This window comes from Ralstonia sp. R-29, assembly GCF_049913345.1.
In the GTDB taxonomy this organism is placed as follows: domain Bacteria; phylum Pseudomonadota; class Gammaproteobacteria; order Burkholderiales; family Burkholderiaceae; genus Ralstonia.
The window spans coordinates 2,304,250-2,325,482 of the sequence record NZ_CP184377.1 but is presented as its reverse complement, the minus strand read 5'-3'; the positions used below and the strand labels follow the sequence as shown (position 1 = coordinate 2,325,482).

Below are 21,233 nucleotides of genomic sequence, written 5' to 3'. Positions count from 1 at the left end.
CTTATTGATTGCGCATCCAGTCGCCATACACGGTGATGGCGTTTGCGGTGCCATTGCCCGGCCCCGTTAGGCCCACGACAACCCATGGGTGAGGAAGTACCGGGTTGCCGGAGATCACTCCGAACGATTGCGTGGCTCCGGCACGTTGGCATTGCGCCCCGACGGCGGCTTTGCCGTTGTTCAGGTTGGTGAGGTAGGTGGACAGCCATTGCCCGGCCCACGGCATGTACACGTTGCCGTCGCCCGACAGGGCGCCGCCGGCGCCGACATACAACATGCCTTGAATAGCGATGTCGCCGTTGCCGTTAAAGGTGAAAGCATTTGCCCGGCCGCCAACGTGCATCGACAGCACAGGGACAGAGCCATTGCTGCCGCCGGCATAACAATCGATCGCCGCCAAATGCCTGGCGCCCCATTGGGTCCAGCGCAGGCCCATGTACGCCGCCTGGTTGTTCGGGCAGTCGATCTGCAGCGCAGGGGCGCGCGTGGCCGACCATTCGCCATGTGAGCCGCCAATGCTGTCCGCACCGACCGGCGAAACCGTGAGTGCTGTGCGGCCGTAACCAGCGCTGAAATTGAAGCCCTTGTTGGCGTTGAGCGGTCCACCTTCGGCCGTCAGCGGATTGACCAGGTTCTTTGTGTCGTACGGCGTGGCCCCGTTGAACGTGGGGCGAGCGGTAAAGCTCGCCTGACCGCTCGCGTAGTTGATGACCAGCGGCGTGTCTTTGTGGCTGCCGTCAGCGTTGTACGTGTTGAAGACCAGGTTGCCCGATGCGCTGACCGCGTACAGGCGCCAGGCCGGCGAATCGCCGCCGAACTCCAAGAAGCCCTTTCCGTCGTTGTTGTAGGCAGGGAGGCTGACGTTGGTTCGCGTCTTGAAGCCGTTGCCCGTGACGCTGCCGGCCAGGGCTGCATTCCCAGAACCATCGACCTGGAGCATTCGCAGGTAGGTGGAGAAGTCGCCGGCGGCGGCAGTATTGCGATCGAGCACGAAGCTGCGGCCAGCAGCCACCATCCGGAAACGCCCCGCCGTCACAGGTTCTACCGCGTCGGTGAACTGCAGCTCGCCCGCCGGGCCTTTCACGTTGACGGGACCGGTGACATCGCCGCCGCTGGATGGCACTGCCGCTTCGGCTGTTTTGAGGGCACGGGCGGCCGTGTCCTTGGCGTCCTTGACTGCCGCCGGCGTGGCGTAGCGCTCGTCGGCCTGGCCGAGGGGGACGGCATGCTCGACGGCCGCAGCGCTTGCCACCGCGAAGGCCTGTTTGTTGGACCCGGCCAGGTCGGCTTTCTTGGTGAGCTGTGCGGCGAGCTTCTTGGGGGTCACGGCCTTGGCGTCGTCTTTGCCGGCCACGACTTCCGGATCGGTGGCGAGCTGCACGATGCCTGTACGGCTCTCCGTGCTCGTCCGGGCGGCCAGCGCAGCAGGCGTGACCGCGCGCAGCTTGTCGGTGCCATCCTGCGTTTCCTGGTCGGTGGCCAGCTCCACCACGCCCACGCGTTCAGTGGTCGCTGGCGGGTTCGTGAAGTTGGTCTCGCCAACGGTGAGCGCCGTCACGTCCAGCGACTTGAACACCACGTCGACGGCCAGCAGCAGGATGGCCACTGGCGACTTCTCCATGATGGGCGCAGCCTGGCAGTACGTGCCGAGCAGCACGCCGTTATCCAGATAGAGCCCAAAGCCGTACAGCTTGAACTGGTCGGCGCCATCGTCTCGGATCGTGACGTGGATGGTGTCCGGGGCGATGTTCTCGCCGGCGATGGTGGAGACCCGCTTGAGCTCGCTCGGCAGTACCTGGAGGGCTGGGGAGAAGTCGAACGGTGCGGTTGCAAAGCCGACCTGTACGACCTTGCGCGCGTTGGTGCCGGTGTGGTCGCCAGCAATGAGCGCCGCGCGGCCGGCGTCGGTGATATTGAGGGTCGTTCCTGCCATGTCAGGCGTCCGTGAGTGAGAGGCGAACAAAGAGGGCAGGGCGGATCGCTACGGCAACGCCGAGTCCCCCCCGCCGGTTAAACCCTTGGGTGAAGGTGTAGTGGGCACGCACCGGCTTCGTGCGGTCGATCTCGGCCACGATGTCCGCCACAAAATCGGCTGTTGATGGGATGTCGTCGCGCTCGCTCACCGTCATCACCAGCTCGAAGGTGTGCGGCGGCCCCTTCGGCTCGATCTGCCACCACTCGCGCAGCGCGATGTTGGCGCCGAAGGACGCCACGACCTCGCGCACCGCAGCGGCCGTGCCCTTCTTGCGAGCGATCGAAATGGCCGCGCGCACACGGGCACGCTTGACCTGGTCGGGCCAGTAGTCCTTCCAGGCGTCGATTCCCAGGTGCCACGCCAGCCACGGCAGCAGGTGCGCGGGGATCGTGTCCGGATCAATCAGCGAGCGCAGCGGCAGCGGTAGATCGCTGATGGTGCCCGCCACGGCCGTGGCGTTGCGCTCCAGCTCTGTGGCGTTGGGTGGCAACAGGCTACGCACGCTGGGCTCCCGATTTGACGTCGACGCCAATGCAATAGGGGGCTTGGGTCAGATCGGCGCGAATGTCGTCTGCGGGGTACTGCAGGTCCACGCGCTCGACGCCTGCCACGTGCAACGCAGCATCCAGGCCCGAGCGGGCCACCACGCGGCCCAGGCGGTGGCAGACCTCCACGTAGATCGCCAGGCGCCTGCGCGCTTCGGCCACCACGACGCTGGAATCGGGGCCAGGGAAGAGGTGGAGAATCGCCACAACGTCATAGGGCAGGATCGCCGCCGATTGCACCGTCACGAAGTCCGTCAGGGGACGGACGTCATCTGAACGCAGGGCGGCCTCGACCTTCGCCAACAGGTCAGCCGGGGCCGTACCGTCGCCCTCGCGCGAAAGGACCGTGACACAGACCTCGCCAGGCGTGGGGCTGGTGGCCGAGGCGTCCAGCACGCGGCCGTCTGCATCACGCGCATGCGAGCGGTAGGCACCCTCCGGGCCGGCGACAGAGAACGACTGCGGCGCGAGCTGCACGCGCTGGCGCAGGTCGGCATCGCTCTCCATCATGGCCGGCGTGCCGGCGATCGGGTCTGCGGGCTTGATGACCAGGCGGAACACGCCGAATAGCGCCGCAATGTGCTCCAGGTCTGCACCCTGCGCATAGGCCAGCATCACCGCGCGTGCGGCCTCATTGATGCGCTGGCGCAGCAACAGCTCGCGGTACGCCGATTCCTCCAGGAACTTGGTCAGCGGTTCGGATTCGAGCGCCAGCACGGCGGCCACATCGGCCTGCTTGTCAGCGGGGTAGCGTGCGACAAGCGCCGCCTTGCGCTGGGCAAGGATGGTCTCGTAGTCCAATGCCTCCACCACGTTCGGCGGCGGCAGTTGCGACAGGTCGATGAGAGCGCCCATGGTCAACCTCCCAGCGGGATGCTGAGCGCACCCAATGACTCGCGGCGCGGCCCGTCGATTCGCTCGGCTTCCACATCGAGCACGGGCTTACCGCCGGCATCGATCCAGAAGCGCACGGAGCTCACGCGCACGCGCGGCTCCCAGCGCACGATCGCCGTTACGGCCGCCGACATGGTGCGCAGGCGTGTGGCTGGGTTCAGCGGCTGGTCGATGAGGTCAGGCACCTGCGAGCCATAGTCGCGGCGCATGACACGCGAACCGATGGGTGTGGACAGGATGTCGCGCATCGACTGTGCGATATGCGCGGCGCTCTCTAGCGCGCGGCCGGTGGTGGCGTTCATACCGGTCATCGCGTGCCCTCGGTCCAGGCGTCGCCGGGCTTGATGCCACCGTGGCCGTGGTTGTCGAGCACGACGCCGTTGGACGACAGCTTGCCGCCCTGGTGGGTGACGTCGCCCTTGATGACGTTGCCGTTGTCGCCGCCCTGGCCGGCAATGCCGTTCATGAACGAGAGCAAGCCTTTGACCGTCACCGAGCCATCGAAGGTGGTGTCCGGGCACTTCACCAGCACGCTGGTGGCGGCCTCCAGGAATACTGTCTTGACGCCCTGGACGCTGAGCATGCCGGCGCTGTGGTCGTACTTCACCAGCGCGCCATCTGGGTACAGCGTGAGGGTTTCGTTCGGCGCGTGGCTGGGCACATCGTTGGCGTCCGATGGGATGGCGCACAAGACGATGCCGTTGGCCGGGTCACCGCTCGGGCACAGCAACACAACCTGTTCGCCTTTGCTGGGCGGGTTCCAGGTGCGGGTGCCGCCGGCGCGACGCTCGCACCAGGGCAACCAGGTAGTGGTGATACCGCCGGCGGAGACACGAACGGCCGGCGGCGCGCTGTGGCGCACGTCGGCCACGGTGCCGATGCGGATTAGGTTTTCGAGGAGGCGGGCGAGTTCTGCGAGGTCCATGCCTGCAGAGTGCCGTGCGCGCGCGTGTGGGTCACGCTGTGGTTGTTGTAGTGCTGTGAGCTACAACACCAAAGATCAGACTTCAGCCGCGAGGGCTAGTCTGCAGCATTGATGAGACGTGCCAACTCGGAGGTTCGAATTCTAGCCGCGATGTTCGCGTCGGTAAGGGTCCAAAGATCGTGTTGAGTAGCGCGACTGAATCGAGTCGGTTGGTCCGCAACGTCCATTTGCATGGTGGTGGCGGCCCACACACCAAGACATCTTCCGTCCTTCACCGCCTTTTGAAAGTAGCTGCGATGGCGATCAATGAAGGCGAGGTTGAACGAATGCAACATGCTCATGCCTTCTTCTGCGTTCTCGACTCGCAGAATTCGTCCACCAGGTATCAGGTCATCAAGATTGAAGGCGACCATACCGACGCCGGAATATGGCTTTAGTTGAGCGAGTCCTTTTGAGAATTGCTTCTCAACCGACTCCTCCGAATAGACCTTCTTGCATGCGATGCCGACGTCTCCGAGCATGTCAGGGAGGGGGATTTCAAGGTCGGGAGGGTCCTTGAAAGTCGTGGTCACCCCTCGAAGTCGAAGAAACTCCCGCAACGACAATTCCCACAAGGCGTCTTTGCCCTGCGAGGAATGGCGTTGCGAAAGACGCATATCGCTTTTTGCTATCCGGCGAATTGCTTGATGCGAACCACGCTCGTCAATCGCCCCGAGGATTGCGTCCGCTATCCACGCTGCCTCGTCTGTCGCGCAGAGTGTCAAGACGTCCTCGCTGTCGTCTTGTGCGATCCAAGCTCTGTTGAGCCGGTCCGCCTTGGCGAACAGTTGGCTCAATGCGCTATTTGGCTTGATCGTCAATCCGATGTCGGCAAGAGCACGCCGGCATGCGTCGATGCGAGCTGCGATCTCTGCATACGTGGAAACACGATCAGAGTGCGAAACGTCGCGAAGCCGGAGGAGGGAGGGAATCGAGAGAGTTGCCATTGGCGTCCTGATCAACCGCTGCTTTGCATGCCACCTCATTGCATTTGAATAGCTTCTAAGCACCCAGTTCCGATGTCTGTGCACCGGCACGGTTGTATGCGGCACAAGTGTCTGCAAATGGGCACCGGAAGCGATCGTCTTTATCGAACCAATTGCGGGCAATGCAGGTGCCACTATCGAAGGTGATCGGTGGCGTAGATGGCAGTTTTCTCATGTAGATGCGGCTGGAGAAGATGCCGCAGACTTCGTCGACGACCTGGGGCTTGAGCTGTCCGTTCAGATGGGTGAAAACCTGGGTCAGGAACGCATCAACGCTCTTGCACAGGCTGATTGCATGCTCAATGACATGGTCAATGACGAGAGGCTTCCCCGCTTTCTCGATGTCATTGTGCATGTAGTAAATTTCCTTGGTTGCCCGGTCGATATGGCAAGTCCCAATGTTGCGGTGGGTGAGCGCATCTCTAAGGAACAGCAGGTCGGCGTACCACTCCGCGTCAAGAATTGCTCGTCTAAGTGGCGCGGGAAAATCGGTACTGATCGTCCCCTCAGTGACAGCGCGAAACAGTTTGCGGGTCGATTTTGTCGGCATGCCTTTGCAGCCTTGATTCGTTGCAACAATGACGAACCGGGCGCAGTCAATCGAGGAGTACAGCTCGGTAAAGACTTCCTCGATCACCGCCGAAAATTCCTCGGCATTCACCGCAGGGGTGTAGCCCTGCGTATTTATCTGGTGAAGATCAATCTCCAGCTGTGGCGCCAGTCTGCCTGCCAAACTGAGCAAAACGTGCGCTTTACGGAAATGGCTGGTCACTCCTCGCAAGGCCTTCTCGTCCTCCGACTTCAATTGATACGTACCGGCGTAGAACTTCTTGAAGTAGTCGACTTCTTTCCATTGTTCCGGTGCAAACGTACGGAGAAATACTGTGGGGGGAGCGATACTCATAGCGCACCATGGCTGATCTCTGTGTGGGCGATCTTAGACGACAAGTTGAGCTAGCACCAATTCAGTGAGCGCCCCTACATCGCCATCATCGAAACCCAGCAGTTCGCGCTCGGGATACTTGGTCATCAAGCCATTCTTGCTAACTCGATCGCGGAGCCCGAAGTGGTGGACTGTCGCGATGCGCAACGCGGTGCCGGCGAAGGTGATGGCGGCCACGTTTGGGTCTGTCTCGATGCGCATGTAACGCGCCATCCGCAGACGCGTGAACATCTTGCGACGGATGCCACCGCGCTTGTGCCGCAGTTGCGGCTTGCGCGGCTCGTATGGCGTGCCGTCCGGGTTGCGCTGCGCGGCAATGCGCGCTGACTGCCGGCGGCGCAGCTCCACGGCAACTTCCCGCGCCAGCGCCCGGCGCTGCGGCGCTTCCAGCTTGGCAAGCAATCCGGCCAGGTAGGCGTCGAGCTCGTGTAGACCGCTCACGCAGGCCTCCAGGTCGCCGGGTCGTCGTTCTCGTTGATCGGCTCGGGGTGGTGCTCCACCTGGTAGCCGTGGCCTGCCACGGTCACCGTGACCCGTTCCGTGAGCTGCAGCTTGATGGAGATGTCGACCGCCTCATGGCTGAGGATCTCCGCCTCAAACTTGAAAGCATCCAGCCGCTTGTCTGGGTCGGTGAAGGCGTCGGGCTGGTTGGTGCGCAGCCAGGCCAGGGTGGGCACGACGATCGTGTCGGAGCTGTGCGGGTAGTCAGTGACAATCAGCGTGAGCGTGTACTGATACTCGAACCCCAGCGAGCGCGCGCCGGTTCCGACCACGCGGCCCTCATCCACAAACACGTGCAGCGCGTCCGGGTGGGCGGCCAGGTGCGGCACGGCCACCGTCAACGCCTCGCGCAGGCTGGTGGCCTTCATCATGGCGCGGTACCCTCACCAATGATCGTCACGCCCTGGTCGCGCAACGCCTGCTGCAGCGTGCTCAATTGCTCGCTGTTGGCGTGGCTGTCGGTGTAGTTGCCGGTGACGGTGCTGGCGACGGCAGAGAGCGCAATGCCCGAGGCGGCCGCATCAACATCTCCGGCACCTGAATCTGGCACTGTGCCGGCGGCTGCGGCGTCGTGCAGGCGCACAAAGCCGCGAGGAACGACACAGGCAGCGTCAGCTTGAGCAGGGACATAACGGGGCACCTCCTTGATGATCGTGTCGCCCTTGAGGCGGATAACGCGCTCACGGTCCACGTACTGCGTGACGGTGACTGTTGCGGCCTTGGCGTTCCGAAGTTGGTCGTGCAGTTTCTCGTTAGCGTCTTCGGCCTCTTCAGCTCGCGCAACGGCTGAGTTGTACTGGTGGCCCACCCACAACCCGATGAGCGTGCCCAGCAGCGCCAGCAACGGTAGGACGCGGTTCATGCCGCCACCTGTTCGTCGGCCTGGTAGCGCTCGAATGCCCGCTCCATCTTCACATCGTGCAGGTTGGTCTTGTAGGCCGGGCCGTTGTAGCCGGCAGAGAACGCGGCCCACTTCCTGCCGGCGAGCGCCTTCTGCAGCGCAGGATCCGCAGCAATGAAACGCACGAACGCCTCGAGCTGCGCGGCCTCGCTGGTCCGCATGGCCGTAGCGAACTCCTGCACATCGCGGTACTCCAGGCGTCGGGCGTGGTAACCCATGATCTGGAACAGGCCCCAGCTCGCGGACGAGAGGGCGCAGGTTTCGTCAATCTGGATGGCTTGGGCCAGGCGCATGTACTCGCCGGCCTTGCCGACATAACCGCCGCGGACCTTGTTGACCACGTTCGGAAACTGGAGCGCCAGCGCGTCGGCGTCCTTGCCGGCCTTCTTGAGCTGGTCGTACATCACGTGACGCTCAAACAGGATCACCGGCCGGCCATCAGCCAGGAAGCCGCTGCCGAGACTTTCTACCTCGTTGACGGCGCGCACAGCGGCCAGGGGCACCTTGAGCGTATCTGCCGCCGCTTGCAGGTCGGCAGCCGTCAAGTGGCGCGGGCTGCGTAAGCCAGACTGCAGAGCGGCCACCGTCTTGGGGCCGGCGATGCCATCGACTACCAGGCCAAAGCGCTGTTGCACGGCGCGCACGGCTGCTGCTGTGTCGGGGCAGTAGACGCACGAATCAGGGGCGTTGAAGCCGGCGGCGATCAGCAGGCGCTGCAGCTCGTGCACCTCCGCCCCAATCATGCCTTCACGCAGGATGCTCACGTAGACCTCCGGAGAAAACGGACAAACCGGGACTGGTCGGGGCCGCCCATGCGGAAGAGCTCGACCACGTTGCCGCGCACGGCAAAGACTGCGATACACAGCACAGCGGTGATGCCGTTCTGTGCTGCCAAGGCCCAGTCGTAGCGGCCGAACAGCACGCCAATCGTGACGGCACCAGTCAGCACAACCAGGCAGTAGGCCAGGCGTGCGGCCCACGGGCGATGCGCGGCGCCGTCACGCTTGAACAGCAGCAGGCGCAGGGCGATGAGCGCGCAGAGCGCCGCCTGCACGATGAACAGAGCTTTCATGGTTGGTTGCCTCCCTTGTCGCCGTTGCCCGGCATGCCCTTGAAGATCGCGCCCAGGCGGTCGCCGTTGTCGGCCAGGCGGATGAGCGCCAGCAGCAGCTTCACCACGACGGCGGACGCCACCAGCGCGCCCACGGCCTGGCTGACTTCGGTGTTGGTGGGCAGTGCTTTGGCGATCAGCGCGGCGGCCAGCGGTGCCGACAGCAGGCCGGCCACGATCGACGCAACCAGGAAGCCCAGCTTCTTCACGGTGCCGAGCTCGCCGCTGTTCAGCACGAACACGGCCGCGCCAGCGAACGCACCAAGCACGGCGCCCGGGTCGACGCCAGGCAGAAAGATGGACAGCGCGCCGACGCTCGTCACAGCGAGCGTGGCGGTGGTGCTGGTGGAAATGGGTTCAGCCATAGGGGTTCCTTGGGTTCAGTCCCAGAGCTGGACCATGGGCACGGCCGGCTGCGGGGAAATGTCGGGCATGTCGAGCTCGGTGCCATGCGGCAGGACCGGCCCGAGGTCGGCAATGCCCGGGTTGGCCAACAGGACGGCTTCGGTGACGCCTGCCGTGCGGCCGTAGACCCGCAGGCAGATGGCGTCCACGGTGTCACCCTGGAGGGCCCGTAAGCGCATCAGATGAGCTCCACGGTCGTGCGGGCGACGCCCATCAGGTCACTGATCGCCCAGCGCGCGTCGCGGCGCAGATCGTCCACGCCCAGGTTCTCCGCGTCGGCCTTTCGGTCGCCGGCGGCCGTGGCGTCGATGGTTCGGTACCGCTCGATCAGCCAGGCGGCCGCCATGCAGTGGACCGCGCGGTGGTAGCGGTGCAGGTGTGCGCTCTTGCCGTCGATCTTCGGCGCCGGCACATCGGCCAGGGTCAACCGGCCGAATGCCACTTGCGCCGTCTTCCAGGCCTCCAGCTCGGCATTGACCGAGATGACAGCTTCCACCAGCGAAGCGCGCAGGCGTTGCGGCGTGACGGTGCCATCCAGGCGCATGGCCGCGTATGCCTGGTCGACGTCGATATTGGGGAAGAAACCGTCGTTGATGACAGGCGCGCCGCCAGGCTGTGCCGGCGCGGGTACGGGTGCGGCTGCAATGAAAGAAGACATGGGTTCAGTTGGCTGGGAGGCGGTGGACGGGGCGAGACTTCGCGGCACGCCGGAAGACTGCCCCGTGCCGCCTGATGCGCGGGGTCACGCTCGGTGTCAGCGCTTCCCGTCGCCCTCCTGGGCGCCGGGCGGGGCTGCGTTCTTGATCTCGCGCTCGATGCGCTCGATGTCCTTCTTCACGCCGGATTTGTCGTGCAGCTCCAGCGCGCGGCGGAGGTGCGCAAGCGCCTGTGTCTGCAGCTCGCGGAAGGTGGCCGCGTCCATGCCGGTGCCAGCCTGGCTGATCGCATAGCCCAGAGCCTTGTGCAGCTTGGCGCGTACCTCGTCGGGCATGTCTTCATCGCTCACCAGGGCTTCCAGCTCCACCAGCGCGCCCACATCTTCTGGGCGAATTGCATCGGGCGCCTTGAGCACCAGGTTCGCGAACTCTTCCGCGATCAGGCATGCCGTCGTCCGCTGGTACTGATCCGGCATGGACAGCTTGTGGCGGATGGCATAGGCGGCCATGGGCAGGGCAGCAGCGAAGTCGCCCGCGTCGATGTGCCAGACCATGACGGTCATGAAGACTTCGTCTTGCACGCCGCTGTCGGCCTCCAAGACGCCGGCCACCCAGGCGGCGTACTCGGGCAGCATCTTGCGTTTGGCCTCGGCCTTGCGCTCGACTGACTGCACTTGCTTGAGCGCGCGCTTGTGCTCGCCGAGCTGCGCGAGCATGAGCTCGTAGCCCGTTGCGTGTCGCAGCGGGTTGGCGTCCTGCTGGGCCTGCGCCGCGAGGGCGGCGGAGGCCCGCAAGAAATGGTTGCGGGCCGGGCTGCTCATTACGCGGCCAACGTGATGTTCTCGACCAGCGCGGCGCAGCCGAGTTCTTCCAGCACGTAGTCGTCGTTGCTCGACTCGTAGTTCTCAATGCGATCGCGCTTGGCGTTGTCCACGATCGTGCGACGGCGGCTGCCTTCCTGGAAGTAGATCGAGAGGTTGTCCAGACGCGTCACCAACAGACCATTGGCCGGGAAGTAGGGGACGCGTACCGCCGGCAGATTGCCGATGCGCTTCTGGCTGACGATCATGTCGACGGCCATTGCGTCGGTGGGGCGGTTCGTCTGGTTGATGATGGGGAAGTACTTGTCGGCCAACAACTGGCGACCGCACACCACAACCAGCTCCGGATCTTCGGCGTACCACGGGTCAATCATGTGGTTCGTCACGTCGTAGACCAGGGCGTCCAGATTGGCGTAGTCGCCGCCCGCGCCACCGATGACGATCTTCCCGGCGGTCTTGCCGTCCTTCATGACGCGCTGCGGCGCCTGCTCGCGCATCTCCTGCAGCCAACCCTTGTTGACGTCCTGCAGCATCGGATTGGCGGCACGGTCGGAAGTCGGTGCGCGCTTCACCCCGTGGAAGCCGATCATGATGCGGTCCAGTGCCTGGCGCCGAATGATGGCGTCGCGGATGCGCGTCTGGAAGTCCGGGAATTTGGCCCAAGCGTCCAGCTTCGTGTAGGTGATGTGGGTGTCCGAGTTGGTCTGGTCGCAGCGATAGCGGCGGCCATCCAGCGTGGAGATGTCCGATGTCTGACGGTCCTGCTTGGTCGTGTCGGTCGTGCTTGCCACCGGCCCCGAGACGCCCAGGCCGACTTTCTCGCCTTCTTGCTCGGTCACACCGTGGATGTTGATCTTCTGCAGGAACTCGCTCGATTCCTGGATCTTGTCTTCCAGGCGTTGTTGCACGGTCGGCTCGACCGAAAACTTCACGTCGACGCGGTCGACGCCGTTCAGCTTGGCGACTTCGGCCGTATAGGCGTCGAAGAGGCGGCGGGTGTTGTTACGCATGTGATGACTCCGGTGTGTGGTCTTGGGGTGGTGCGGGGTCCGGTGGCCGGATCAGCAGTCAGTCTTGATGGCGGCCGCGCTGTCGCCGCCTGTGGCCGGCGGGCGCGAGGTGAAGGCCTGCGTGCTCTCCAGGCCGCCCTTCAAGGTGTTGAAGGCCTGGTCGCGCTGCTCGCCTTGCGTCTTGAGTGCGGCGAGTTGGTCGTTGATGCTCTTGAAGCCGGTGACAACCTGTTCGCCCATGGTCTGCACCTGTGCGGCGACAGTCTGAATCGCTTCCTCTGTGTCAGCGAAGCGCGCTTCGGTGTTGGCGTCTGTCTTGTCCTGCTTGGTGAACAGTCGCTTGATCGACTCGGCGAACCCGTTGGGCTGAGTCACGGCGGAGTAGGCGGTGGCCGGTGCCGGTGAGAAGTCCCAATCCACTTCCACCGCTTCGGTGATTAGGTTGCCGGGGCTCTGCTTGCGGGCGGCCAGTGGGTTCACCTTGGCGGTAGCGCTGAACTGGAGCACTTCACAGCCCAGGCTGGCGGGGTTGTCTGTGACAGCCAGTCCGACGAGGTACGCCTCGTTTGTGTCGGCAAACTGCGGCTGAATCTCCATCGATGAGTAGATTTTCTGGCGGGCCTTGGTGAGGGCCACCAAATCGGAGGTTGGGTCGAGCTGTGCGAACAGGGCAAGCTTCTTCTTGCCAGCCAGATCGATCTCTTCAGTCTTCAGCGCGATCACGTCGCCGTATGCCTTGAATGGGCCGTCCGGCGTGTATCCACGGATGTGTTCCATGTTGATGCGCGCGCCGTATACCTTCGGGTCGTAGTTCTTCGCCATCTGCAGGAGGTCTGCGCGTTCAATAACGCGGCCGTCGCTCGTCGCGCCTTCGGTCGCAATGCGGAAAAACTTGTCGGTCTTTACGGCCATGGGTTCCTCTGTGGTCAGTGGTTCGGTGGTGATGCCATCTTCTGCGCTGGGGGTCGCGCGGACAACGCGTTGATGTTGTGGAAACCCGCGCCACAACAGGCGCCGCGTGGCACGCGCGCGCGCGGCCGGTAGCGTTGCGGCATGACTACGCTGCCGCCCATTGCCTCCCTCACGATCGACCCGGAAAAGGACCCGCGACGCATCGCACGTACCCTGTACTGGCAGGGCTATCGCGTCGCGCGCATCGCCGAAATGCTCGGCGTCAAGGCGGTAACGATCCACAGTTGGAAGCGCCGCGACGGGTGGGCGGACACGACACCTGATGAGCGCGTTGCGTTGACGATCGAAGAGCGCTTGATGCGCCTGGTGGCGAAGGAGCAGAAGGAAGGGCGCGACTTCAAAGAGATCGACCTGCTGAACCGTCAGCTCAACAGCGTGGCGCGGCGCGAGCGCTACCGCGACGGCGGCAACGAGACCGACCTCAACCCGAAGGTGGCGAATCGCAACGCGGGGCCACGCAAGAAGGCCGAGCGTAATGCCGTCAGCCCGGATGAGCAGAGGCAGCTCGTTGAGGCCTTCCGCGATTCATTGTTCGGCTATCAGGAGGTGTGGCACCGCGCCGGCCAGGCAGAGCGGATCCGCAACATCCTCAAGTCGCGGCAGATCGGCGCGACTTGGTACTTCGCACGTGAAGCCTTCATTGATGCGCTGACGACGGGGCGCAATCAGATTTTTCTTTCGGCCAGCAAGGCGCAGGCGCACGTCTTCAAGCAATACATGGTGCAGTTCGCCAAGGACGCTGCCGGCGTGGAGCTGAAAGGCGACCCGATGGTGTTGCCCAATGGCGCCACGCTGTACTTCCTGGGCACGAACGCGCGCACCGCGCAGAGCTACCACGGCAACCTGTATTTCGACGAGTACTTCTGGGTGCCGCGCTTCCAGGAGCTGCGTAAGGTCGCCTCCGGCATGGCGATCCACAAGCACTGGCGGCAGACGTATTTTTCGACGCCCTCCAGCCTGGCGCACGAGGCCTACCCGTTCTGGTCAGGGACGCTGTTCAATCGCGGCAAGCCGAAGGACAAGCAGATCAAGATCGACGTGAGCCACGCCGCGTTGCGCGATGGCATGCGCTGCGCAGACGGCCAGTGGCGACAGATCGTGACGGTGGAGGACGCGCTGCGCGGCGGCTGCAACCTGTTCGACCTCGATCAGTTGCTTCGCGAATACAGCGACCTCGACTACGCCAACTTGCTCATGTGCGAGTTTGTGGACGACACGGCGTCGGTCTTCCCGCTCTCGATGCTCATGCGCGGGATGGTTGATAGCTGGGAGGTGTGGCCGGACTTCCGGCCGTTCGCGCCGCGCCCATTCGGTGCGCGCGAGGTGTGGGTCGGCTATGACCCGAACGGTGGGGGCGGCGACAGCGCCGCGCTGGTGGTGGTCGCGCCGCCGGCGGTCGCGGGCGGAAAGTTCCGCGTCCTCGAGCGCCACCAGTTCCGTGGCATCGACTACGAAGAGCAGGCCACGGCCATCCTGCGCGTGTGCGAGCGATACAACGTTGCCTTCATCGGCATCGACCGCACCGGCATTGGCGACGCCGTGTACCAGCTCGTCACGAAGTCGCGGCCGGACGCGCGTGGCTACACGTACTCGGTGGAGGTGAAGATCCGCCTCGTGCTGAAGGCCTTCGATGTCATCAGCAAAGGCCGCCTGGAATTCGACGCCGGCTGGACCGACTTTGCCGCGTCCTTCATGTCCATCAAGAAAACCGTCACCGCTTCCGGTGGCCGCGTCACCTACCAGGCGGGCCGATCGGAAGAGACCAGCCACGCTGATATGGCGTGGGCCTGCATGCATGCGCTTTCGCACGAACCACTCGAAGGCGCCACATCCACCAATTCAAGCATCCTGGAGTTCTCATGAGTCGAAACAAGAATCGCCGCGGCGCTGGCGCCAACACGGCACACGTCCGGAATGCCAAGGCGCGGGCATCGGAAGCGCGACACACCGATCGCGCTCCTCGGGCCGAGGCGTTTTCGTTTGGCGACCCGATAGAAGTGCTCGACCGCCGCGAGCTGTTGGACTACGTGGAGTGTATGCGGGTGGGCAAGTGGTTCGAGCCGCCGATGCCGCTCGATGGCCTAGCGCGCTCGTTCCGCGCGGCCGCGCACCACAGCTCCGCCATCTTCGTGAAGCGCAACATCCTAGTGAGCACGTTCGTTCCGCACCTGCTGCTGTCGCGCCAAGCCTTTGAACGGTTCGTGCTCGACTGGCAGGTGTTCGGAAACGCGTACCTGGAGAACCGCGTCAGCCGGGCCGGCACCAGCACGGGGCTGCAGCCGGCGTTGGCCAAGTACATGCGGCGAGGGCTGGATCTTTCGACCTACTACTTCGTGCAGAACTGGCAGCAGCCGCATGAGTTCGCACCCGGCACCATCTTTCACCTGCAGGAGCCGGACATCAACCAGGAGGTGTACGGCTTGCCGGAATACCTCTCGGCGCTCAACGCCACGTGGCTGAATGAATCTGCCACGCTGTTTCGTCGGCGCTATTACAAGAACGGATCGCACGCGGGCTTCATCCTGTACATGACCGACGCGGCGCACAGCCAGGACGATGTGAACAAGCTGCGTGAGGCGATGAAGAGCGCGAAGGGGCCGGGCAATTTCCGCAACCTGTTCATGTACGCGCCCAACGGCAAGAAGGACGGGATTCAACTCTTGCCGGTGTCGGAGGTGGCCGCGAAAGACGAGTTCTGGAACATCAAGAACGTGACGCGCGACGACCAGCTTGCCGCACACCGAGTGCCGCCGCAACTCATGGGGATCATTCCGTCGAACACCGGCGGCTTCGGGGACGTGGAGAAGGCAGCCAAGGTGTTTGCGCGCAATGAGGTGAAGCCGCTACAGGACCGGTTGCTGGCAATCAACGATTGGGTGGGGGAGGAGGTGGTGCGATTTGCACCGTACACGCTGGACGGGACTCAGCCCGCCGCAGCGTGAGCTCTTCAAGGGCCGGACTCTAGTACGCCTTGACCTCGACAATCTTTGCGCTGGCCACGTCCCTGTATGGCGACATGGCTTCGAAGCGCCACGACTGCCCGGGTTCGAGCGCCGTTGTGCTCGCCATGGTAATGCCCAGTTGTGAGCCTGCGGCATCAAGGAGCGCAAAGGTGATGAAGATTTGGCGAGTCTTCTGGCCGGTTTTGTTGTGCAGGACGCCTTGCACTGCCGGGAGGCCTGCCGGAGTCATGACCAGCGTCATGTCCGTAACGGGAAGGTTGGCAACCTGTGCGTGCGCGCTGCAGAGCGACGTTGCTGCTGCAATGGCCACGATGGCGTGTTGATAACGCATGTCCTATTCCTTTAGAAAGGGGTGAGGGGAACAATGGATCGCTGTTCGCCGTGACAGGCTCAAAAATCTGCGTAGCGCTGACCGCGAGCGGCGGAGAGGGTTTAGCGAATCTCGGGCGGAACGGTCAGGTGTCTCTTTCCCAAAAATAGCCGCCTACGATTGGCGAATCCGCTCGATTATTTGCTCAGGATGCGCAATCAAGAAGGGTTCGCCGAGCGTTTCGATCATGCTTTCATGGAGATGCTGCCTAGCATCCTCTCTACCAATCACGAGCGAGTTCTCGCCTGGCCAATAGAGCGCGGAGTGCGTTGCCTGAAGAATCATCAGCAACGACTCATAGAACCGAATGTTGCCCGCTGGGCCTGCAGCCATGAATCCGCCAGTCCGCTCACCAGTTGCGTCCACCGAGATATACAAGTCCGAACTATCCTGCACCAACACGGGGTATTCACGTCCATCCATAACGATGGTTTTCGGCATGTCTGGAGGCTGCTCGGCTTCATACTCCACTCGCCAGAATAAAGAGCCGTCTGCACTAACCTCCCGAAGCTTGATTGCCGCACCGAACGCCGATTCCAACAAGGACATCGGGATCAGTTCAGCAGGCTCGCCACGGTCATAGCTGTTGAGAAAAACTTCAAAGCCCATGGTCACAAGTCCATGAGACGAGGCAGCAGGTCTTGGTCCACTAGGCGGACCTCGATCTTGTTTGCGATCGCCACGTGCTCGGGATTGTCGGACGAGAACGGCTCGTCTGCCACGCTCACGATGATGGTGCCGGTCTGCTTCTTCTTCTCGCCGAGCACCGGGATCAGCGCGCCGGCTTCGGGCACTTCCTGCGCCGTCAGCACTTGCGGTAAGTACAGCATCCAGCCAACGCCTGGGCGATCCGGGAACACCTGCTGCATGGTGCCGTACTTGTAGGGATGGACCTCAAGAGTCATCGCAGGCCAGATTTCCAGAAGGCTCAAGACAAGCGGTAACACGAGTTCTTTGTTGCTGAATGAGTCTATGCGTTTGGTGCTCAGATTGAACGTACAGCGGAACGGCTTCGATGCCGTGGTGAGCGAACTCGTAAAGAGCGCTCCTCCAGTTCCCTCGGTGCCATTCCATACAGCTGCCTCACGCCATCCTGGTAACTCCTTTTCTTGATTCTGTGCTTTCAAGATAGACACTGCGGCTTGCGTTGGGCCCGTCTCATCGAATGCCTTGTTAAGGAGGGAGTGCTCCGGAGTATCGGCAGGCGGGTACCAACCGTGGAGTGGGAGGCCAAGCGGCTCGAGCAACTTGGCAACTCGCCACAGATCTTGGAGTTGCTGTGACTCTGTCGGCAGCACTTGCTGGTCAAGACGGAACGTTGATGTGATTTCCATGGTTACGGCTGGAGTAGAGTGGCAGCCACTACGCCCTCGCGGCCGAAACGCCGCGTGAAATAGCGATACGACAGGGGTTGCATGAAATACCAGTTCAATCGCGTCGGTGAGCTGGCAATCACGATGGCGGTTTGTGCCTGGGCTTGCCGAACAATTTTGCGATCACCGCCGCTGAGGCGGAAGAAGAATTTCGGTTCTCCGTCCTCCGGGTCAAAGAATTGGTCGTAGAGCGCCTTTGCTTCCTGCAGTAAGCACTGTGACGAGCGGAAGCCGTCGAAGTCCACGCCACCGAAATTCCACTCAGTGTACGGCGCAAAGCCGGTGATGCGCGCTTGGTAGGCGCGCGATACGTCAGACATGTTCCACCTGCGTGTTACCAGGGTTCCCTTGTCCGGCGGGCAGTCTTTGCACTTTTCCTTCGTCTTCGTTTTGGTCTGCGCCTCAGTCTGCGAGATGGGTGCGGTGCGAGCCTCGTCCGCTTCTTCTTTGCGCTTGCGCACCTCGTCAATGGCGGCGCCGCCGGCGACTGTGAGGCCTAGGGCGACCAAGAGGCGCGTTAGCGCCGCCTCAATGAGTACGGGCGCGGCGGCGACCATCAGAGGCCTCCTTCGAGTTTCTTTCGCAAAACAGCCTCCAAATCATCAAATCTTTGCTCGGGCGTTGCGCCCGGTTTGGCCAGATACGTTTCGATGACGGGATCGGTCACAAGGGTCGGCGCGTCGGCTGCCATGTACATCAGCCAGACAATGTGCGGCGTTGAGGTGAACCCAATGCGCTCCGCATAGTCGTGCGCGGCCTGCATGCGGCCTAGGATCGCCTCTCGGCCCGGGGCTCTCACCAACTCCGGCCGCTTGGCGAGAAATTGGTCACACACCGCACCGACAAACTGGCGGGCGTCGAGCGCCTGCAGCGCTTGCCATTGGTTTTCATCAAGCGTCAGCACGAGCCCTCCCAATGTGGACGCGTTCGCCATTGCGCAGTAGGTGCCATTCGTGAATGTGGGCGAAGAAGGTTTCGCGTTGCTCCGGGTTCAACACAGTGACCAGCTCAGCGAGTACGCGCGGATCCCAGAAACGCACCAGGGCGATGCGCCCGTCAGGCAGCCGGGCGTCGAGTTGCAATTGCAGCAGTTGCGCCAAGCCATGCTGGTCAGCCTCAGAAATGAGCCAAGTTACTGAAGGCGCTTCCCGTTCCAGGCGCGCAAGGTCCGCTGTGACGCCATCGCCCACGGCTTCGACATCCACCAGCCACGGCCCCGCGTGTGCGAGAGCGCTGTCAGGTGTGCCATGGAAGAGGGAGGCGAAGCCGTGCCGGCTGTCCAGGCGTTCACCACGATGTGTCTCGTATTGCAGGCCGTCGACCAAGCCATACAGGCGCAAGGCCGGATTGCGCGTTTGCAGTTGCGCCAGGCGCTCAGCAACGTCCAGCGTCATCGTTAGCCCCGCATCACGGTAGAGCTGCCGCTGGCGGCAGCCTTCATCAGGCATTCCAGGCAGACGCCGGAGGTGGTCGGTGCCGCGATGCTGGCGGCCTGGGCCGCCAATTCGCCGGTGTGGCTGGCACTTTCACTTCCCGACACCATATCGCTCGCCGTTCCAAGCGACTGGCTGGCGAGCAGGTGTGCCCCGCACGCGGTCTTATCCATGTGGCGGACGTAGGTGTTGCCCGCTCCGTCGATCACGATGCTGCTGCTTTTGAGGATAGGGAAGGTGCCTTTGCACTTCGGGCAAACCGTCATGTCGCCTGAGCGCGCCATGGCCTTCCCATACATGGTGGAAGTTATGTCGCCAGTGACGACGGTGCCGCCGTGGGAGGTCTTGTCTCCCACGACGATAAAGGGCTTACCTGCGGACATGGATTCCCTCAGTTGTGCGTGTTGCACCTGCCACTACTGGGCCGGGCGCGACATGCTAGCGGGCGTTGGTTCCGCTGGCTGCTGAAAGAATTTGAAATCTGATTTGAACAAGCTTCAGGCGGGCGTCACATTCATGTGGCGTCGCGGTGTGTGTAGTACACCGGCAGCTTGTCGCTCAAGATCGCGTCGGACGCCTCCAGGTCCCTCGCGTCGGGATTCAACCAGGCATCAATGTTTTCCGGCTTGATCGCGATGGGGCAGCGGTCGTGGCCGGCTTCGGAAATCTCTGGCGGCGGATCGTCGGTGATGATGGCAAAGGACAGCAGGTCTTTTTCTCCCGGCTTCGTCCATCGGGACCACAAGCATGCGACGAGCATGGTCTGCGGTGGCTCGGGCCGGAATTCCAGCACGACGCTTTTGCCTTCTGGCCCAGCAACATTCTCAAAGAAGGCATCCACCAGCACGAGGCCGTGCGTGTGGCCGTATTGGCCCTTCCAGAAGCCGCGCAGGTTGTCTCGGCGGGCGTTGTAGGTGCGTGGGAACTGTGTGTCGTAGAACGCCGGTTTGCCGGCGGGGCGGCATTGGTAGCGCATCGGCTTGACGACGCGCCGACCATTCTCCATGACCATGACGGGTGCGTACCAGCCGGGGAAGATGCGCGCGTCGCGCGGCGTGATTTCCTTGCTGTTCAGCTCTTCCAGCTTGCCCTTGATCCACGCGATCTTGTTGGTAGCGATCCGCGCGTCTTCGGAGGCCTTCTTGGTCGCCTTAACTGCAAGGGCTTGCTGGGCATTCTCCAGGCGTTCTGTTTGCTTCGCCAACTCCTGCAGCAGCTCGAGTTCGTCGGCCGCCATGCGGGCACGTATCACTTCGGCAATCTTGCGCTCCTCGTCGGTCTCGGGTGATTCGAGGAAGGGCGCGGTCAGAGCTTTGGGGACCCGCATCTTCGGATTGTCGAAGTACGCGACCACCATCCGCGTGAATTCGTCCAACGACATGATGGCGCCGTACTCGTGGACGAAGCGTCGATAGTCGGCCTCGATTTGGGCGGAGTAGCACATGGGCGCAGGCCTCCCGGATGGGCTGTCTCATCATACGCCGGGCGACAGTTCACCATTGGCCGCCAGGTGGTCTGCGCCCATTGATCTTCGCAATCATTTCGGACAGCCAATGCTCCTGCTGCAACGACCTGCGCAAATCGAAAAGTGCAGCGCCGAGGGGGTTATCCGGGTAGACGAAATGCTGTTCGACATCCACGCGCCAAGCGTGATAGGCCACGTCGTGGAGCGCGCGGATCTCCCATAGGAGGCGCGTCACGGTCTCGTTGTCACGATTCTCTTCGGCAAGCTGATGGAGCTCGCCAAGCGACAGCGCGGCAAAGCGCTCACGAATTGGTTTCGACATCGGCACGCCGTCATGGTTTGCGCGCGCGCCGCGCTGCGCGCTCGTGATGCTCCGACACGTCGCCGGCGGCGAGGCGGTCACGGTAGGCCTGCCGCTCAGCAAGGTCTTCCTGGAACCACGTTTCGGCCTCCAGCTCGCGGTGTAACGCTGCAGTTGCCATTCCGAACACGTCGGTTCGATTGCCTGGCCCCGCTGCTTCCGCTACCTGGTACGCGCGGCGGACGATCACCTGGAGCGCGCGTACTTCGACAAGCAGCCGATGCACGACGGGATCGGCGCCGTATCGGTCGCTGATCCGCCGGAGCTGCTCCCGCGAGAGGGCCGGGTATTGGATGCGGAGGGGGTAGGGCATGGCGTGATCACTGTATATGCATACAGTATCTGAGCCACCGGCAAGTCCGTCAACGTAGACATTGCAGACGTGGCTCAGACTGCACCTGCGGCCCTATGAGCGCTTTGCGGACGCACCTAGCACGGGCGCTGTCCGGCGTGCGTTCGTCGCTCTGTGGCCCATTTGGGCGGCGGGAGGGCCATCGGCGCGGGGTGGTGGGGGTGCTCTCCGGGGCTCAAAACGGCCCAGCGCGCGCGGTTGGGACCCCGCCTCACCTGCGCGCTTCATTGAG

General features: G+C 63.1%; 30 protein-coding genes. 2 read left to right on the top strand and 28 right to left on the bottom strand.

The window, feature by feature from the left end; genetic code table 11:
- Window position 1 precedes the first annotated feature (1 nt).
- From ACN9M1_RS10915 to ACN9M1_RS10830, 18 genes are all read right to left on the bottom strand, one after another.
- Window positions 2–1,933: a hypothetical protein gene (locus ACN9M1_RS10915; protein WP_426394291.1), complete on the bottom strand. Its 1,932-nt coding sequence runs from the start codon at window positions 1,931–1,933 to the stop codon at window positions 2–4.
- A gap of 1 nt (window position 1,934) precedes the next feature.
- Window positions 1,935–2,477 carry a phage tail protein I gene (locus tag ACN9M1_RS10910; RefSeq protein WP_426394289.1) on the bottom strand — a complete coding sequence of 181 codons (543 nt, stop codon included), beginning with the start codon at window positions 2,475–2,477 and terminating at the stop codon, window positions 1,935–1,937.
- Window positions 2,470–3,375: a baseplate assembly protein gene (locus tag ACN9M1_RS10905; protein ID WP_426394287.1), complete on the bottom strand. Its 906-nt coding sequence runs from the start codon at window positions 3,373–3,375 to the stop codon at window positions 2,470–2,472. Before ACN9M1_RS10905 ends, ACN9M1_RS10910 begins: the two co-directional genes overlap by 8 nt.
- Before the next feature lie 2 nt (window positions 3,376–3,377).
- Window positions 3,378–3,725 carry a GPW/gp25 family protein gene (locus tag ACN9M1_RS10900; protein WP_426394285.1) on the bottom strand — a complete coding sequence of 116 codons (348 nt, stop codon included), beginning with the start codon at window positions 3,723–3,725 and terminating at the stop codon, window positions 3,378–3,380.
- Complete coding sequence (locus ACN9M1_RS10895) at window positions 3,722–4,339, bottom strand: phage baseplate assembly protein V (RefSeq protein WP_426394283.1); 618 nt, start codon at window positions 4,337–4,339, stop codon at window positions 3,722–3,724. Before ACN9M1_RS10895 ends, ACN9M1_RS10900 begins: the two co-directional genes overlap by 4 nt.
- A gap of 95 nt (window positions 4,340–4,434) precedes the next feature.
- A complete protein-coding gene (locus tag ACN9M1_RS10890; RefSeq protein WP_426394281.1) occupies window positions 4,435–5,325 on the bottom strand; it encodes a hypothetical protein in 891 nt (296 codons plus the stop codon).
- A 55-nt stretch (window positions 5,326–5,380) separates the two neighbouring features.
- Entirely contained in the window at window positions 5,381–6,268 is an 888-nt protein-coding gene (locus ACN9M1_RS10885; protein ID WP_426394280.1) for a hypothetical protein, read from the bottom strand.
- Between the two features lie 33 nt (window positions 6,269–6,301).
- Window positions 6,302–6,748 (bottom strand): phage virion morphogenesis protein, encoded by a 447-nt coding sequence (locus tag ACN9M1_RS10880; protein ID WP_426394279.1) that lies wholly within the window; start codon window positions 6,746–6,748, stop codon window positions 6,302–6,304.
- Window positions 6,745–7,179: a phage tail protein gene (locus ACN9M1_RS10875; protein ID WP_426394277.1), complete on the bottom strand. Its 435-nt coding sequence runs from the start codon at window positions 7,177–7,179 to the stop codon at window positions 6,745–6,747. The genes ACN9M1_RS10880 and ACN9M1_RS10875 overlap by 4 nt, the downstream gene beginning before the upstream one ends.
- Window positions 7,176–7,670, bottom strand: a complete 495-nt coding sequence (locus ACN9M1_RS10870) for a hypothetical protein (RefSeq protein ID WP_426394276.1) — start codon at window positions 7,668–7,670, stop codon at window positions 7,176–7,178. Before ACN9M1_RS10870 ends, ACN9M1_RS10875 begins: the two co-directional genes overlap by 4 nt.
- Window positions 7,667–8,452 (bottom strand): N-acetylmuramidase domain-containing protein, encoded by a 786-nt coding sequence (locus ACN9M1_RS10865; protein WP_426398850.1) that lies wholly within the window; start codon window positions 8,450–8,452, stop codon window positions 7,667–7,669. Before ACN9M1_RS10865 ends, ACN9M1_RS10870 begins: the two co-directional genes overlap by 4 nt.
- 17 nt (window positions 8,453–8,469) lie before the next feature.
- Window positions 8,470–8,781, bottom strand: coding sequence for a phage holin family protein (locus ACN9M1_RS10860; RefSeq protein WP_426394274.1), 312 nt, complete (start codon window positions 8,779–8,781; stop codon window positions 8,470–8,472).
- On the bottom strand, window positions 8,778–9,185 hold the full coding sequence (locus ACN9M1_RS10855; RefSeq protein WP_426394272.1) for a putative holin: 408 nt from the start codon (window positions 9,183–9,185) through the stop codon (window positions 8,778–8,780). The genes ACN9M1_RS10860 and ACN9M1_RS10855 overlap by 4 nt, the downstream gene beginning before the upstream one ends.
- 15 nt (window positions 9,186–9,200) lie before the next feature.
- Entirely contained in the window at window positions 9,201–9,404 is a 204-nt protein-coding gene (locus ACN9M1_RS10850) for a tail protein X (protein WP_426394270.1), read from the bottom strand.
- Entirely contained in the window at window positions 9,404–9,883 is a 480-nt protein-coding gene (locus ACN9M1_RS10845; RefSeq protein ID WP_426394268.1) for a head completion/stabilization protein, read from the bottom strand. Before ACN9M1_RS10845 ends, ACN9M1_RS10850 begins: the two co-directional genes overlap by 1 nt.
- A gap of 96 nt (window positions 9,884–9,979) precedes the next feature.
- The gene (locus tag ACN9M1_RS10840; RefSeq protein ID WP_426394266.1) at window positions 9,980–10,702 is read right to left on the bottom strand and encodes a terminase endonuclease subunit; all 723 of its coding nucleotides are present in this window, start codon (window positions 10,700–10,702) and stop codon (window positions 9,980–9,982) included.
- Complete coding sequence (locus tag ACN9M1_RS10835; protein ID WP_426394265.1) at window positions 10,702–11,712, bottom strand: phage major capsid protein, P2 family; 1,011 nt, start codon at window positions 11,710–11,712, stop codon at window positions 10,702–10,704. The genes ACN9M1_RS10840 and ACN9M1_RS10835 overlap by 1 nt, the downstream gene beginning before the upstream one ends.
- A 51-nt stretch (window positions 11,713–11,763) precedes the next feature.
- Window positions 11,764–12,624 (bottom strand): GPO family capsid scaffolding protein, encoded by an 861-nt coding sequence (locus ACN9M1_RS10830; protein ID WP_426394264.1) that lies wholly within the window; start codon window positions 12,622–12,624, stop codon window positions 11,764–11,766.
- A 141-nt stretch (window positions 12,625–12,765) separates the two neighbouring features.
- On the opposite strand from ACN9M1_RS10830, the gene ACN9M1_RS10825 reads away from it, so the two are divergent.
- Window positions 12,766–14,547, top strand: coding sequence for a terminase ATPase subunit family protein (locus tag ACN9M1_RS10825; RefSeq protein WP_426394262.1), 1,782 nt, complete (start codon window positions 12,766–12,768; stop codon window positions 14,545–14,547).
- Window positions 14,544–15,626 (top strand): phage portal protein, encoded by a 1,083-nt coding sequence (locus ACN9M1_RS10820; RefSeq protein ID WP_426394261.1) that lies wholly within the window; start codon window positions 14,544–14,546, stop codon window positions 15,624–15,626. Before ACN9M1_RS10825 ends, ACN9M1_RS10820 begins: the two co-directional genes overlap by 4 nt.
- Window positions 15,627–15,645: 19 nt before the next feature.
- Here the strand turns inward: ACN9M1_RS10820 and ACN9M1_RS10815 are convergent, their stop codons facing one another.
- The 10 genes from ACN9M1_RS10815 to ACN9M1_RS10770 form a co-directional block, all read right to left on the bottom strand.
- Complete coding sequence (locus ACN9M1_RS10815; protein ID WP_426394259.1) at window positions 15,646–15,978, bottom strand: FxLYD domain-containing protein; 333 nt, start codon at window positions 15,976–15,978, stop codon at window positions 15,646–15,648.
- Window positions 15,979–16,131: 153 nt separating this feature from the next.
- On the bottom strand, window positions 16,132–16,626 hold the full coding sequence (locus ACN9M1_RS10810) for a hypothetical protein (protein ID WP_426394258.1): 495 nt from the start codon (window positions 16,624–16,626) through the stop codon (window positions 16,132–16,134).
- A gap of 2 nt (window positions 16,627–16,628) precedes the next feature.
- Entirely contained in the window at window positions 16,629–16,922 is a 294-nt protein-coding gene (locus ACN9M1_RS10805) for an Imm52 family immunity protein (RefSeq protein WP_426394256.1), read from the bottom strand.
- 431 nt (window positions 16,923–17,353) lie between these two features.
- On the bottom strand, window positions 17,354–17,947 hold the full coding sequence (locus ACN9M1_RS10800; RefSeq protein WP_426394255.1) for a restriction endonuclease fold toxin 5 domain-containing protein: 594 nt from the start codon (window positions 17,945–17,947) through the stop codon (window positions 17,354–17,356).
- The gene (locus ACN9M1_RS10795; protein ID WP_426394253.1) at window positions 17,947–18,294 is read right to left on the bottom strand and encodes a hypothetical protein; all 348 of its coding nucleotides are present in this window, start codon (window positions 18,292–18,294) and stop codon (window positions 17,947–17,949) included. The genes ACN9M1_RS10800 and ACN9M1_RS10795 overlap by 1 nt, the downstream gene beginning before the upstream one ends.
- A complete protein-coding gene (locus tag ACN9M1_RS10790; protein ID WP_426394251.1) occupies window positions 18,281–18,784 on the bottom strand; it encodes a DUF4123 domain-containing protein in 504 nt (167 codons plus the stop codon). Before ACN9M1_RS10790 ends, ACN9M1_RS10795 begins: the two co-directional genes overlap by 14 nt.
- A 2-nt stretch (window positions 18,785–18,786) precedes the next feature.
- The gene (locus ACN9M1_RS10785) at window positions 18,787–19,206 is read right to left on the bottom strand and encodes a PAAR domain-containing protein (RefSeq protein ID WP_426394250.1); all 420 of its coding nucleotides are present in this window, start codon (window positions 19,204–19,206) and stop codon (window positions 18,787–18,789) included.
- 131 nt (window positions 19,207–19,337) lie between these two features.
- The gene (locus ACN9M1_RS10780) at window positions 19,338–20,267 is read right to left on the bottom strand and encodes an SOS response-associated peptidase family protein (protein WP_426394248.1); all 930 of its coding nucleotides are present in this window, start codon (window positions 20,265–20,267) and stop codon (window positions 19,338–19,340) included.
- A gap of 49 nt (window positions 20,268–20,316) precedes the next feature.
- Window positions 20,317–20,691 carry a hypothetical protein gene (locus tag ACN9M1_RS10775; RefSeq protein ID WP_426394246.1) on the bottom strand — a complete coding sequence of 125 codons (375 nt, stop codon included), beginning with the start codon at window positions 20,689–20,691 and terminating at the stop codon, window positions 20,317–20,319.
- Window positions 20,621–20,962 carry a hypothetical protein gene (locus ACN9M1_RS10770; protein WP_426394245.1) on the bottom strand — a complete coding sequence of 114 codons (342 nt, stop codon included), beginning with the start codon at window positions 20,960–20,962 and terminating at the stop codon, window positions 20,621–20,623. The genes ACN9M1_RS10775 and ACN9M1_RS10770 overlap by 71 nt, the downstream gene beginning before the upstream one ends.
- Between the last annotated feature and the right edge of the window lie 271 nt (window positions 20,963–21,233).